The organism is Chitinophaga chungangae, assembly GCF_017742215.1.
Classification (GTDB): Bacteria; Bacteroidota; Bacteroidia; order Chitinophagales; family Chitinophagaceae; genus Chitinophaga; species Chitinophaga chungangae.
In genome coordinates this window covers 479294-492838 of sequence record NZ_JAGHKP010000002.1, presented here as the reverse complement: position 1 = coordinate 492838, position 13545 = coordinate 479294, and the positions used below count along the sequence as shown (strand labels likewise).

Here is a 13545-nt window from a genome sequence, read left to right as displayed (position 1 = left end):
GTTAGCGTTCATCAATTGATCGTTGCACCATGTCAGCGCATTCTACTGCACCTTGTTATATTTGAACGGCATACCCGGTTTAAGCTGCAATATACCGGTGGTGATCACGGTGTCGCCTACCTGCAGGCCGTTTGTGATCTGCACCCTGTTTTCGTCCCTGATGCCGGTCTCTACGTTTACGATCTTTGCTTTCCCGCTGTCTGCCACGATCACGGTTTTGAAGCGGGTGCCGGGGATCACCGCCTGGGAAGGTATCATAATGGCGTTCGGGTTATCTTTCAGCTGGATGGTCGTTTTGGCGAAAGAGCCCGGGAACAGCCTGCCTGAAGGGTTCGGCACGATGGCGCGGATCTTCACGCTGCGGGTGGCCAGGTCTATCTTGGGATCTATTGCATAAATGTTGCCACGGTATTTAACCGTATCGCCGGCTACAGTAAAGGTAACGGGGTCGCCTTTACGGATGGCGTTGCGGTATTTCTCCGGGGATGCAAAATCAATTTTTAAGGGGTCCAGCTGCTGGAGGGTGGTCATGATCGTGGTAGGGCTTACAATAGCGCCTTCGCTCACGTTGCGCAGGCCGAGCGTGCCGCTGAAGGGCGCACGGATCTCGGTTTTCTGCAGCTGGGCGCGGTTGAATTCGATGTCGGCCCCGTAAGCGCTCACCTGGTTGGCGGTCACGTCTACGTCCTGCTGGCTGATACCGTTGATCTTCAACAGCTGTTGCTGGCGGGAAAGGGTGGTTTTAGCCAGCTGCCGCTGCAGTTCCAGCTTATGGATCTGCGCGAGGATGTCGCCGTCGTATAATTTGATCAGCAGGGTGCCTTTGCTCACTTTCGCGCCTTCTTTGAAGAAAATTTTGGTGATGCGGCCGGTGATCTCCGGTTTAAGCTCCACTTCTTCGTTGCTCTGGAGGGTACCGCTGGCTTCGATGTTTTCGTCGAGTTTCACGGGAGCGATCACATAGGCATCGACCATGATGGGCCTGCCTGCTCCGCCCCTGGCGGCTGCCGCGCTGCCGGCATTACCTCCGCGGGAAGCTGTTTCCGGTTCTTTAGGATTGTTGCTTTTTGCCGTCAGCTTATAAATAAAGAAGCCGGCCACTGCCAGTACGAGGAATAACAGAACGATTCTAGTGGTCTTATTTCGCATGTTTCAAATGAGTATAATATGTTTTACTGTTGCTGGTTTACGACGTTCAGATACCTTGCCTGTCCGGGTTAAAATATGTTCTGGTGAGCCCCTGCTGCAAGTTACGGGATTTCATAACCGGACAAATATAATAGTTGGACGTTAAGCCTTCGGCGATCCGGTTTTAAATATGGTTAAGTGGCGGTATAAAAGGTTGAATGGTCAACTTATATGTCATAACACATAAATGGCATGCGGGGAGCGGGTGAGGGGGGATGGGGGAGGAATGTATTATATATAATGGTGTGCGGGGGGAAGAAAGGAGCTGAAAGAAGGGATAAAAGTGTGCTAAAACGTAAAAAGACATGAGCAATTTCGTACATATGGAATCGGCCGGAACCTGCGAAGGGCTTGTAAATGCAGGGATTTCAAGGTAGTTGGCGGTGTTCGTAAAATGGAAATTCTGGGTTAAAATTGCGCGATATCCTTGGCAATTGAATAAAAATTATATTTTTGCAGTCAAGTTTTAAACCAAAAACACTTAAAATTATGTCAGACATTGCATCAAGAGTTAAAAAGATCATTATTGACAAATTAGGCGTTGACGAGGCCGAGGTAACTCCTGAAGCCAGCTTCACCAACGACTTAGGCGCTGACTCTTTGGATACGGTAGAACTGATCATGGAATTCGAAAAAGAATTCAACATCTCCATTCCTGACGAACAAGCAGAAACAATCACCACTGTTGGCCAGGCAGTAGCTTACCTGGAAGAACACGTAAAATAATCCAACAATCAGAACTGTTTTAATGCAACCAAGACGAGTAGTCGTTACAGGTTTAGGCGCGCTGACACCGCTCGGCAATTCCGTTGATGCCTTCTGGCAGGGATTGGCGAACGGTGTATCCGGCGCTGATTTTATCAAGCAGTTTGATGCCTCCAAGTTCAAGACCCGTTTTGCCTGCGAACTGAAAGATTTCGATCCTGCCCAGTATATGGACAAGAAAGACGCGCGCAAAATGGACCCTTTCACCCAAACAGCGGTAATTGCGGCCGACCAGGCAGTGGCAGACGCCAAAGTTGACCGGAATTCCGTGGATGTGGACAGGGTAGGCGTGATCTGGGGGACCGGTGTTGGTGGGATGATCAACTTCACGAACGAGTTAAAGGAATTTCATGCGGGAGACGGTACGCCCCGCTTCAGCCCTTTCCTGATCACCCGTCTTATCCTGGATATAGCCGCAGGGCATATATCCATGCGGCATGGTTTCAGAGGCCCTAACTTTTCGGTTGTATCGGCCTGCGCCTCCGCAACCAACGCCATTCTTGAAGCCATGTACACGATCCGCTACGGTAAGGCGGACATGATCATTACCGGCGGGTCGGAAAATATCATCAACGAACCTTGTGTGGGCGGGTTTAATGCCATGAAAGCATTGAGCGAACGCAACGACGATCCAAAAACCGCATCCAGGCCGTTCGACCTGGACCGCGACGGGTTCGTAATGGGAGAGGGCGCCGGCGCCCTGGTGCTGGAAAGTTATGAACATGCCATGGCCCGCGGCGCAAAAATCTATGTCGAGCTTGCCGGAGGCGGCGCTACAGCAGACGCACATCACATCACCGCACCCCACCCCGAGGGGCTGGGCGCGCTGAACGTAATGAAAGCAGCCCTGAAAGATGCCAACCTCCAACCGGAAGACATAGACTATATCAACGTTCACGGAACCTCCACCCCCCTTGGCGACATCGCGGAGGTGAAGGCCATCCAGCAAGTATTCGGTGAAGCTGCCTATCAACTGAATATCAGCTCCACCAAATCCATGACCGGGCATCTGCTCGGAGCGGCCGGTGCTGTGGAGAGCATTACCATTATCAAAAGCATTTTGGAAGGCCTTGTGCCCCCCACCATCAACCACTTCACAGACGATCCCCAGCTGGACGCCAGGTTGAACTTTACCTTTAACGTAGCACAAAAAAGACAAGTAAGGGCAGCCCTCAGCAATACCTTCGGGTTCGGCGGGCACAATGCCTCTGTTATTTTCAAAACATTTGTTCCTTGACTGTGTGAAAATACTTCCAGGTTTCTTACATAAGATCATCTACGGGAAAAAGCGCCTGTACAAAGACCTCTATAATTTACTCGGGTTCCACCCGGGTAACCTGTCCTTGTACGAGGTAGCCCTCAGCCACCGCTCCAGCAAAGAGAAATTCCTCGAAAGCAACGAGCGACTGGAATACCTCGGTGATGCTATCCTGGGAGCTATTATCGGCGACTATCTCTTCAAAAAATACCCCTACAAAACGGAAGGTTATCTCACCGAAATGCGCTCGAAGATCGTGAACCGACAGCAGCTCAACGATATCGCCATCAAAATGGGCCTGCGAAAGCTCACCATCTACGACAAATACAACTCCTTCCTCAAGATCAGCCAGATCTTCGGCAATACCCTCGAAGCGCTCGTGGGCGCCGTGTACCTGGACCGCGGGTACAACAAAACCAAACAGTTCGTCCACAAACGCATCCTCGTTCCGTACATCGACCTCGAAGCCCTCGAAACTGTGGAAATGAACCACAAAAACAAACTCTACGGCTGGGCCAACAAAAACGGCAAAACGCTGGAGTTTGAACTGATCGAAGAACAAATGGACAACGGCCGCCGCATTTTCACCGTAGGCGCCATGCTCAACGGCGAACTGATCTGCACCGGCAAAGCCTTCAATAAAAAAGACGCCAGCCAGATCGCCGCCTCCCAGGCCATCGAACTGCTCGGTATCGGTGGTGATGATAAATAATCTCAGCAATGCCACATGCCGCCGCGAATGTTTCAGATCTTTGCGGACTTCACTTCCAGCCGTAAAATAGTGTTCAGCTTTTCCGGCGCCGTCTTATTCGGGTCGCTGAGATAGATCTCATGATGCGCGCCGGTTATTTCGAGATGATGTTGTTCGATGTAATCGCGGAGTTTTTTGACGGAGGCCGTTTCGTCTTTGTACGAGCCGGTATGAAGGACCTGCACGGCCAGCGAAGGGGACTGCGTTTCCCACTGCAGTTCGCCGAGATACCGGAGATTTTTATTGCCGGCTAACGCGGCTGCCTGTTTGAAATCGTTCTTTACTACAAAGGCCGGCAGCTGGATCTGCAGCTTCCAATGCCATTCGTCGCGGGGCCGCTCTCCCACGGGCTCGCCCGCTTCCGTCCACCAGAAACCTTCCAGCGGAGCGACCCTAAAATCCTGGTTCTGCAGCTTGTTGATCTTTTTGATGTTGTAAGCCGTGGCGTACAACGCTTTGGTTTTCGCGTGGAACCCGCTGCTGTCCGGATCGCCGGAGCCTTCTACGGTAATGAAGTTCGCCGCGGCAATGGCCACCAGTTCAGGGGAGGTTTTGGCGCGGTAGTATTGTTTCTGTTCTTTGGAAAGGTCAGTTTTTTGCATAAGCCGTGAAGTTTATGCAAAGAAAACCATGGGGAGTGACAGCCTTATGTCAGGAGTGATGCCGGTCCAGCGCAACGATCTGCTCACGCACCATTTCTTTCAGCTCCAGCGGCTCCACGATGGTGGCGCCCGTGCCCAGCATCAGCAGCCAGCGCGCGAAATAGTGGAGATGGTTGTTCATAAAATGCATTTCCACGTGCTCCGGCTCGTTTTTTTCCAGCACCACGCCGTAATAATATTTCTGCTCGCGGATGTAACGAACGGTATCGTGCGAAAAACGGATCTTCACCAGCGAAGGTTTGTCTGTCTCCGCCCGGAACTCCTGCGCAATGTATTCCTGCAGGCTCATCCGTTTGCTTTTATCGAAACTTTGGTCGGTAAGATGAAGGTTTTTGATACGGTCCGCCCTGAAATCGCGGTAATCGTTCCTCAGCCTGCAATACCCGATGAGATGCCAGCTGCTGTTCATATGGAAAATGCCGATGGGCTCGATCTCGCGGCGGCTCACGGAGTCGCTGTGGAAGGAATAATATTCCATAGACAACACGCGCTGCCGCGCAACGCCGTCCTGGATATCCGTCAGGAAACGGTTGGGGAACTGTTCGTCTGTAGACACGCGCGGGCTACGCAACACGGCTATGTTATCGTCCAGCGATTCGAGGAAATCCTTGTCGCTGCCGCGCAGCACCGCCCTGATCTTTTGCATGGCGTTGCTGAACTGCTGTTGATTGGAGCGGTCGCTGTGTTTTTCCATCAGTTTTTCACCGGTAAGCAGGGCGGCGGCTTCGCTGCGGTTGAACATAACGGGGGGAAGATGGTACCCGTCAACGATATAGTACCCCGTACCGGCTTCGGAACCGATGGGCACCCCGGCTTCCATGAGGGCTTTTACGTCGCGGTACACGGTACGGAGGCTCAGGTTGTAACGGTCGGCTATTTCCTGGGCCTTGACGATCTTTTTCCCCTGGAGCTGTACAAGTATGGCGGTTAAACGGTCGATGCGGTTCATACGGTAAATTTACATTTTCCCCTTTTCAAGGGAAACCCCGGAAATCTTTTTGACGTATTTAAACCATTTGCCGTTTAAATGGTCAAATAATATGACCTCCGAAAAAAACGTGTTTCAACGCACATGTTTTAGAAAATAAGGACGTCTAACTATTCGAAAGACACAACTAAAGATATTTTTACAATACTAGTTGCTGTTACAGCATATAGTTAGGTTAAATGGTAAAGCCCTGGCAATTCCTTGCCGGGGCTTCTTTTTTGCCTCTTTATCAATCAGTTAACCTAATAACTCATTTCATTCAGCTTCACTTTTCCCCTGAACGTCCAAAATACGAATATGGTATAGGAAAGCACGAGCGGCGTACCGATAGCAGCCATCAACAGCATGATCTTCAACGATTTGGCGGAGGATGCGGCTTTATAGATGCTGATGCTGTAAGCCGGGTCCGTCGTGGAAATGACGATGTTCGGGTACAGCCCGATGGCGAACAGGATGAGGAGGATGGCCGTGATGCAGCTTGAAAAGATGAAGGCCGTGAAATATTTGCGCCCGTCGATGTTCCTTTTGATATTCAATACCGTAAGCACCGCCAGCAGCGGCAGGGCAAACAGCCAGGGGTTTCGTTTGAACTCGTCCGTCATGTGCGGGATGTAAATAAGGGTAGACATGCTGGAGAGAATAAAACAAAGGATGAAAAACTTGCTGCAGTTGTTCACCAGCACGGTGAGCTTCGCATACAAACGGTTTTCGGTCTTCATCACAAGATAAATCGCGCCATGCAGCATGAACAGCGAAAGGGTGGTGAAGGAGATAAGGATGGAATAGGGGTTGAAAAAAGTGAAGAGATCGCCTGTGAACTCGTGTTTTTCATTGATGGGTATGCCGTGAATGAGATTGCCCAGCACCAGCCCGAGCAGCAGGGTGATAAGGGTGCTGGAAGCCATGTAGCTCACGTCCCACAGTTTGCGCCACCAGGCCATCGGCTCTTTGCTCCGGAATTCTATCGAAATGGCGCGGAAGATGAGCGCCACGAGAAACAGCATAAAAGGAATGTAGAAGGTGGACAGGATGGTGCCATATACCAGTGGGAAACCCGCGAACAGCGCGCCTCCCGCGATCACGAGCCATACTTCGTTGCCGTCCCACACCGGCCCGATGGCGTTGAGCGCGATACGCCGGCTTTCTTCCTTGTTGAAGAAGAGGTGAAGGCTTCCCGCGCCAAGGTCGAACCCGTCGAGCACGCCGTAGCCGGTGATCAGCCCGCCGATCACGAGGAACCATAAAGTAGGAAGGTCTAATCCGAGAATTGTTTCCATTGTTTGTGTGTTTTATCAGGACTGTTCAGGCGCCTGCAGCTGTTTGATATTACGTTTTGAAAATTCGTCGCTTTCTTCTTCTTCGTTCAGCGTAAGCGCCGGCCCGTGCTGGATCTTTTTGTTCAGCAAATAAAGGAACAGGACAAAAAGAAGCGTGTACACCAGGGTGAACAGCACCAGCGAAAACACTACCTGGTTGGCCTTCACGTCTTTACTAAGCGCGTCGGACGTGCGCAGCAAGCCGTACACCACCCAGGGCTGACGACCCACTTCCGCCGCATACCAGCCTACCTGGTTGGCAATCTGGGGCAACAACACCGCCCACACGAAAATGCTCATGAGCCAACGCTGGTCGAACAGTTTTTTCTTCCACAGCAGGAACAGCGCCAGCAGCGTAAGCCCGATGAGGGTAACGCCGATGGCCACCATCAGGTGGTAGGTTTGGAATACGAAGTTGACCGCCCCGGGCCGCTCGTTTTCCGGGAAAGCGTTCAGCCCGGTAACGGGCGCGTTGAAACTGCCGTGGGTAAGAAACGAAAGCCCGCCCGGGATGCGGATGCCCGCTGTTTTACCAGTTTGTTTGTCTACCCAGCCCACGATGTACATGTCCGCCACGGCCGAGCTGTCGAAGTGGCCTTCCATGGCCGCGAGTTTGGCGGGTTGGTATTCGCTCACGTATTCCGCGGAGCGGTGCCCCGTGAAAAGCTGCAGCAGTGCACTCACAGCCGCTACGGCCAGTCCTACCCGGAACATCGCTTTGGCGGCGGTCACGAACCTGTTCTTAAGAATGTACCAGGCGGCCACGCTCATCACCAGGAAAGAACCGGCGAGGAAAGCGCCGATCAATACATGCGACAAACGGTCTACCGAAGAGGGATTAAACACCATTTCCCAGAAATCCGTGATCACGGCGCGCGCTTCCAGCCCTTCGCCTTCGATAACGTAGCCGGTGGGCGTTTGCTGCCAGCTGTTGGCCACTACGATCCAGATGGCGGAGAAGATGGAGCCCAGGGCCACCATGACGGTCGAAAAGAAATGAACGCCTTTGCTTACGCGGTTCCAGCCGAAAATAAGAATGCCGAGAAAACCCGATTCCAGCGCGAATGCGAAAATACCTTCCGCGGCAAGCGCGCTGCCGAACACATCGCCAACGTAGCGGGAATAGGTGGCCCAATTGGTGCCGAACTCAAATTCCATCACGATGCCCGTTGCCACGCCGATACCGAAAATGAGGGCGAAGATCTTGATCCAGAAACGGGTGATGTCTTCGTACATCTTGTTGCCCGTGCGCAGGTACATGCCTTCCATGATCACGAGGCATACGCCGAGGCCAATGCTGAGCGGGGGATAGATATAGTGAAAGGCGATGGTGAAGGCGAACTGTATGCGGGAAAGTATTTCTACGGAGGGCATATACTGGAGTTTATAAACGCAAAATTAGCCCGCCCGCCGGTGTCATGTCCTGATGGCTGTCATAACCGGGAACTGACCTTCATCAATTTAAGAAACAAACCCCGTACGCGGAAAGTTTTGCGGGGAAAGACCGCACATTTTTTCAATAACAAGTTTTTAACACTTCCGGCATAGGCCGCATTTTACCTTTGGCCTGCATGGGAGGTGACTTACAAGTGGTAATGCCTTCTATGCGCCAAATATGGAGCGTATTTATCGGGTCTGGGGCTCTCCCCGGGCCCGTTTTTATTAACTACCCATTAACAATTATTCCGGTTCCATGTTATTAATTTCAGCCGGAGCCGGCAAGATCGGTTTACAGCAAAAATTCCGGGAGCTATTTTGTTAACCGGTTGTTGCCAGGTGAGCTGCCCGGGAATTATAAAATATTTTAGTTTATTGAAAATCAGTATAATACCAATCAAACCGCCTGGGAAGGATTGTTGATCAACTGTGAAAAAATGCGTACCTTCTGTCAGGCAATTATTGCGTGAAATGATCAGCCAATGGTTTAACATTATCAAAAAAACAGGTCTTTCAGCGGACATGAAAGACGGCGATGGCAGAAAGATCATGGTCGTTAATTCGTTCAGCTTCCTGACCGCCCTGTTATGCACTTTCTGCGGCGTGACCCTCGCGGCTCTCTCCGGCGACTATACGATCCTTTATACCGCGATGGGATTCGTGTGCGGCTTCCTTACCATTTTACTGCTCAACCGCAGGAAAAGATACTCCGCCGCCAAGTTCGGCCTCATGTTCGTGTTCTGCATGGTGATGCTGTATTACGGCGTCACCTTCGGCGAAAGCACGCAGGTGCATTTCCTCGGTCTTTTTCTTATCGGCGTGCCGCTGCTCATTTGCTCTCCCCAGGAAAAAGAACTGAAGTTCATGTGCCTGGTGCTCATTCTCACCTGTCTTGTGCTGCTGGAAACAAATTATTATTTTATGGTGATAGAACCGATGGAAATGAGCCGCGACATGACCTTCATGTTCCGCTGGCTGATCATGTCCATCGTATTGCTGTTGAACGGTATCGTGATCAGTTTTTACCAGATCAATATCAGCGGGCTGGTGAAGCGGCTCAATAAAAGGAACGATTCGCTGAAAAAGAAAAACGCGCTGGTAATGAGCACGGAAGCCGAACTGGCCGTCGCCTATACGAAACTGGAAGATTACAACGCCAAGCTCGAAACAGAAGTGCGCAACCGCACCATGCAGCTTCGCAAAAGCAATATGGCGCTGGAATCCATGCTGTTGAGCCTGAAGGACAACAACGCACAGCTGCGCGACCAGGACCAGCAGTTAAAAGGTTACGTGGCCGAGCTGGAATCGCTCAAACAAGACCTGATGCGCGCCCGCGACGAAGCGCAGCACGCCAATTCCGCAAAATCCGCCTTCCTCCGCGAGATCAGCCACGAAATACGCAACCCGCTCAACGCGATCATCGGCATCAGTTTCCTGCTGCTCAACGAACAGGCCAACCGCAACAAGATCCCCCGTACCATCGTTCACCTGATCGACAATATCCACAATAGCAGCCGCAACCTGCTCGAGATCATCAACAACGTGCTGGAGCTGGCGCGCATCGAAGCCGGCAAAACCGATGAACTGCATCCCGAACCGTTTGCGTTGCGCGAATGGGTGCGCAGCGTGGTGAACATTTACCAGGACGCATCTAAAGTAAAAGGCGTGGCGCTGCAGCTGCAGGTAGATCACAAACTGCCGGGCGAAGTGGTGGGCGACAAGCTGCACCTCACACAAATTCTGAACAACCTTTTGGGCAACGCGCTCAAATTCACGCCGGCCGGCAAAAAAGTAACGCTCAATATTTACCAGCAGGAAACGGCGCACTGGTGCATCCGCGTGGCAGACGAAGGCGTGGGCATCCCGAAAGAAAAACAGAAACTCATCTTCCAGCCCTACGAACAGGCCGATGAATCCATTCACCAGCAATTCGGCGGCACAGGCCTGGGGCTCACCATTTCACGCCGCATCACAGAACTGATGGGCGGTACCATTGAAGTGTGGAGCGAACCGGGGCAGGGCGCGGCATTTACCGTTACGCTGCCGCTGGAAACAAAAGCAAAAACAGAAACAGCGCCGGCAGAAGAACAGCCAGACGACCGCAAGGAATACGCGTCTTTCCCTTCAGACAGAACCGTGCTGCTGATGGAAGACAGCGAGATCAACCAGATGATCATGGAGCGGTTTTTCTCGCATCTCGGCATTCATCTGCTGGTGGCGGGCAATGGCGAAGAAGGCTTGCGCATGGCGCGCGAACATCATCCCGATCTGATCATTATGGACATGCATATGCCGAAACTCACTGGCAACGAAGTGATCCGCATCCTCCGCGAAGATCCCGAACTGCGGCCCATTCCCGTGATCGCGATTTCGGCGGACGCATTCCGTGAACAGCAGAAAGAAGCGCTGGACGCGGGCGTGAACGAATACCTGATCAAACCCGTAGAGTTCGACCGGTTGTATTCCGTGATGGACAAATATCTCAGCAAAGAAACGCCTTACCCGCTGCGGATCATCAGGGCGTCATAACGTAGCCGGTTATACGTAATTACAACGCCGGCAGCCCGGCGTACTCCACTTTTTCGATCACTCCTTCATCGTCGGGTTTTGCTTTGCGTACGGAATTGACCGTCCAGTATTCCATTTCGTCAGACGGGAGAGAATAATTGAGGATGCGCTGGATGCCTTCGTCGGACAGCGTGGGGTTGAGCCATTCTTTTTCATATTCCACGGGCAGGATCAGCGGCATGCGGCCGGCATTGTCGCCGCCGTTGTGGATGCGGCTCATCAAGTCGTTGGCATCGCGGGTGAGCAGGGTGAAAGTGCCGGGCAGCTCGCCGGTTTCTGGGTTGGGAAGATGTGAATAGGTATACAGCCCGGCGATAAAAAATATTTCCCGGTTTTTGAGATGTATGTAATACGGCACCTTGTTTTTCCAGCCGGGAATTTCGCGGTGCTCGAAAAACCCCGTGGCGGGCACGAGGCAACGCGTTCGGCGGATGCGGCTCCAGTACGCTTTTGTATCCAGCACCTTTTCGGAGCGTGCGTTCACCATCCATTTGCGGCCTTTTTTGATCTCTTCCGGCGTTTTCATGTAATTGGCAATCACGCCCCATTCGAACTTCATGAGTTTGACCGCGCCGTTGGTATTTACCACCACCGGCCATTTGGGATAGGCTTGCCCTACTTTATGAAAAGTGGGCTCGAAGTGGAAATCGAACGGGCCCATGTCTTTCAGGTCGGGCAGGTATTGATATACTGATTCGATGGTGCTGGCAAAGGCAAGGTCGTAACACATGTTCGTTATATTTTTTCTATTTGGGAAAGGGGAACCGGTGATCCGTCTTTAAGAAATGGCAATGTAAGCAAAAGTTCTCCAAACTGCATGTGAAGCACCACGGTACCTTTCTCACGACCTTCAGGCAGCCTGCAGTGCAGCCGCATAAAACGTTTGATCTCCGCTTTGAACATAGGCCCGGGCTTCCATTCCTGGTCTTTCAGCAAAGCGATATAAACGCGATACCCGCCGGGCTGCGTAGCGGCATGATACAGTTTTTCTTTGCCGGCCGGATTACGAATGTCATAAATATACCTGCGCTGGTCTGTCAGTATCGTTTCATAATGCGTACGGGCTTCGGCTGCAGACCGGTAATGCGTGATCACGAAGGATTCTTTTATGTCCCGCTGCATGCCGCGCGGGTACGACTGGCGCACGAAATACGAATACCCCGCCAGAATGAGCGCGTCCAGGATTTTGATATCCAATATGTAGAGCGGGTTGTGCATTGTTTGACATTTGATTTCTGTTTCAACTTCCTTTTGTGTACGGTTCGGTTCGCGGCGCCGCATTCATCGACGTTTCTTTTTCCGGCACATACATACAATCATCAATCGGGCTGTGCATCTATATTTTAATCCGCAGTATTTCCAGCAACCGCGTCGTAAAACGTTTCGATAATTTTCCCTGCTTCAGGCTTCCTTTTGTGCTTTGGCCCTGCACCGCGAATTTCACGGGCTGATTGCCGCGATAGTGACGCTGAATGCTGTCGAGCGCTTTCATCAGCTTTGATTCGCGTGCGCTGTCGGTTTCGGAAAAAAGATGCTGCTGTACGGAATTTTCAGGCACGAGATCGAAAGTAAGGATACCGACCCTTTTATAATTATATCCCGGCCGGAAGATCCTGTCCAGCCCGTCCATTGCCGGCCCCAGCAGCGCCGGTGTGCTATTGCCCGGCACGGGAAGGTGCAGCGTGACGGATTTATGGTATTGTTTGTCCTGGCTCCTGAAATGATCCGTGGAAAGGAAAACCTGGATAGCGGCGGTGCAACTCTGCTGCTGTCGCAGCTTCCGGGCGCAGATCGACGTGTAACCGGCCAGCACTTGACGGATATCGTCTTTTTCCGTCAGCAGCTGCCCGAAGGAACGGGCGACGCAGAAACCTTTTTTCCTGGCTTCTTCTTCCTGCAAAACAATGCACCGAACGCCGCGCAATTCATGCACCAGCCGAAGGCCCACCACGGTAAATTCTTTCCTGATCCAGTCGTCCGGCGCTTTGGACAATTCCAGCGCGGTATTGAACCCGTTTTTGCGCAGCTTTGCCGCATATTGCGTGCCGATGCCCCAGATGTCTTCCACTGGGGTAATGGCCATCACGTCCCGGGTCTTTTCCTCGTTGTCCAGCACCCAAACACCGGATTGCCGGTGATGTTTTTTGGCATAACGGTTCGCCATTTTGGCCAGCGTTTTGGTGGGCGCTACGCCTACCGACACGGGCAGGCCCAGTTCGTCGAAAATATTTTTGCGAATGCGCGCAGCAATGCCCGCCAGGTCTTTCATGCCGGAAAGGTCGAGAAAAGCTTCGTCTATGCTGTACACTTCCATGTTGGGCGTATACCTGGACAGGATGCGCATGACCCGGTCGCTGAGGCTTCCATATAGCGTATAATTGGAGGAAAACATGGCGCCGTGGTGTTTTTCCAGCAGCTCCCTGACCTTAAAAGCAGGCTCGCCCATCGCGATGCCAAGTGCTTTGGCCTCTTCGGACCGCGCCACCACACAGCCGTCGTTGTTACCGAGCACCACCACGGGGCGGGTGAGCACGTCGAGGTTAAAAAGCCTTTCGCAGCTGACGTAAAAATTATTACAATCCACCAGGGCTATCATAATGCTAGTATTATTA

12 protein-coding genes are annotated in these 13545 nt (G+C 52.1%); 4 read left to right on the top strand and 8 right to left on the bottom strand.

The window, feature by feature from the left end; translation table 11 throughout:
• Window positions 1-42: 42 nt before the first annotated feature.
• The gene (locus J7I43_RS10085) at window positions 43-1149 is read right to left on the bottom strand and encodes an efflux RND transporter periplasmic adaptor subunit (protein WP_209145546.1); all 1107 of its coding nucleotides are present in this window, start codon (window positions 1147-1149) and stop codon (window positions 43-45) included.
• Window positions 1150-1677: 528 nt separating this feature from the next.
• On the opposite strand from J7I43_RS10085, the gene J7I43_RS10080 reads away from it, so the two are divergent.
• The 3 genes from J7I43_RS10080 to rnc are packed head-to-tail and all read left to right on the top strand — an operon-like array spanning window position 1678 to window position 3923.
• Window positions 1678-1914 (top strand): acyl carrier protein, encoded by a 237-nt coding sequence (locus J7I43_RS10080; RefSeq protein WP_012788038.1) that lies wholly within the window; start codon window positions 1678-1680, stop codon window positions 1912-1914.
• 22 nt (window positions 1915-1936) lie between these two features.
• Window positions 1937-3190: a beta-ketoacyl-ACP synthase II gene (fabF, locus tag J7I43_RS10075; RefSeq protein WP_209145545.1), complete on the top strand. Its 1254-nt coding sequence runs from the start codon at window positions 1937-1939 to the stop codon at window positions 3188-3190.
• A 4-nt stretch (window positions 3191-3194) separates the two neighbouring features.
• The gene (gene rnc, locus J7I43_RS10070) at window positions 3195-3923 is read left to right on the top strand and encodes a ribonuclease III (RefSeq protein ID WP_209145544.1); all 729 of its coding nucleotides are present in this window, start codon (window positions 3195-3197) and stop codon (window positions 3921-3923) included.
• 32 nt (window positions 3924-3955) lie between these two features.
• Here the strand turns inward: rnc and J7I43_RS10065 are convergent, their stop codons facing one another.
• The 4 genes from J7I43_RS10065 to J7I43_RS10050 form a co-directional block, all read right to left on the bottom strand.
• Window positions 3956-4564 (bottom strand): GyrI-like domain-containing protein, encoded by a 609-nt coding sequence (locus J7I43_RS10065; RefSeq protein ID WP_209145543.1) that lies wholly within the window; start codon window positions 4562-4564, stop codon window positions 3956-3958.
• 49 nt (window positions 4565-4613) lie between these two features.
• On the bottom strand, window positions 4614-5573 hold the full coding sequence (locus J7I43_RS10060; RefSeq protein WP_209145542.1) for a helix-turn-helix transcriptional regulator: 960 nt from the start codon (window positions 5571-5573) through the stop codon (window positions 4614-4616).
• 281 nt (window positions 5574-5854) lie between these two features.
• Window positions 5855-6889: a cytochrome d ubiquinol oxidase subunit II gene (gene cydB / locus J7I43_RS10055; protein WP_209145541.1), complete on the bottom strand. Its 1035-nt coding sequence runs from the start codon at window positions 6887-6889 to the stop codon at window positions 5855-5857.
• A 15-nt stretch (window positions 6890-6904) separates the two neighbouring features.
• Window positions 6905-8302, bottom strand: coding sequence for a cytochrome ubiquinol oxidase subunit I (locus J7I43_RS10050; protein ID WP_209145540.1), 1398 nt, complete (start codon window positions 8300-8302; stop codon window positions 6905-6907).
• Window positions 8303-8836: 534 nt separating this feature from the next.
• Between J7I43_RS10050 and J7I43_RS10045 the strand changes: the two genes are divergently transcribed.
• Window positions 8837-10894 (top strand): ATP-binding protein, encoded by a 2058-nt coding sequence (locus J7I43_RS10045; RefSeq protein WP_209145539.1) that lies wholly within the window; start codon window positions 8837-8839, stop codon window positions 10892-10894.
• 19 nt (window positions 10895-10913) lie between these two features.
• Here J7I43_RS10045 and J7I43_RS10040 read toward each other — a convergent pair whose 3' ends face one another.
• The 3 genes from J7I43_RS10040 to J7I43_RS10030 all read right to left on the bottom strand — a co-directional run bounded on the left by J7I43_RS10040 (window position 10914) and on the right by J7I43_RS10030 (window position 13529).
• Window positions 10914-11663 carry an SOS response-associated peptidase gene (locus J7I43_RS10040; protein ID WP_209145538.1) on the bottom strand — a complete coding sequence of 250 codons (750 nt, stop codon included), beginning with the start codon at window positions 11661-11663 and terminating at the stop codon, window positions 10914-10916.
• 5 nt (window positions 11664-11668) lie between these two features.
• Window positions 11669-12151, bottom strand: a complete 483-nt coding sequence (locus J7I43_RS10035; RefSeq protein ID WP_209145537.1) for a hypothetical protein — start codon at window positions 12149-12151, stop codon at window positions 11669-11671.
• Window positions 12152-12269: 118 nt separating this feature from the next.
• Window positions 12270-13529: a Y-family DNA polymerase gene (locus J7I43_RS10030; RefSeq protein ID WP_209145536.1), complete on the bottom strand. Its 1260-nt coding sequence runs from the start codon at window positions 13527-13529 to the stop codon at window positions 12270-12272.
• Between the last annotated feature and the right edge of the window lie 16 nt (window positions 13530-13545).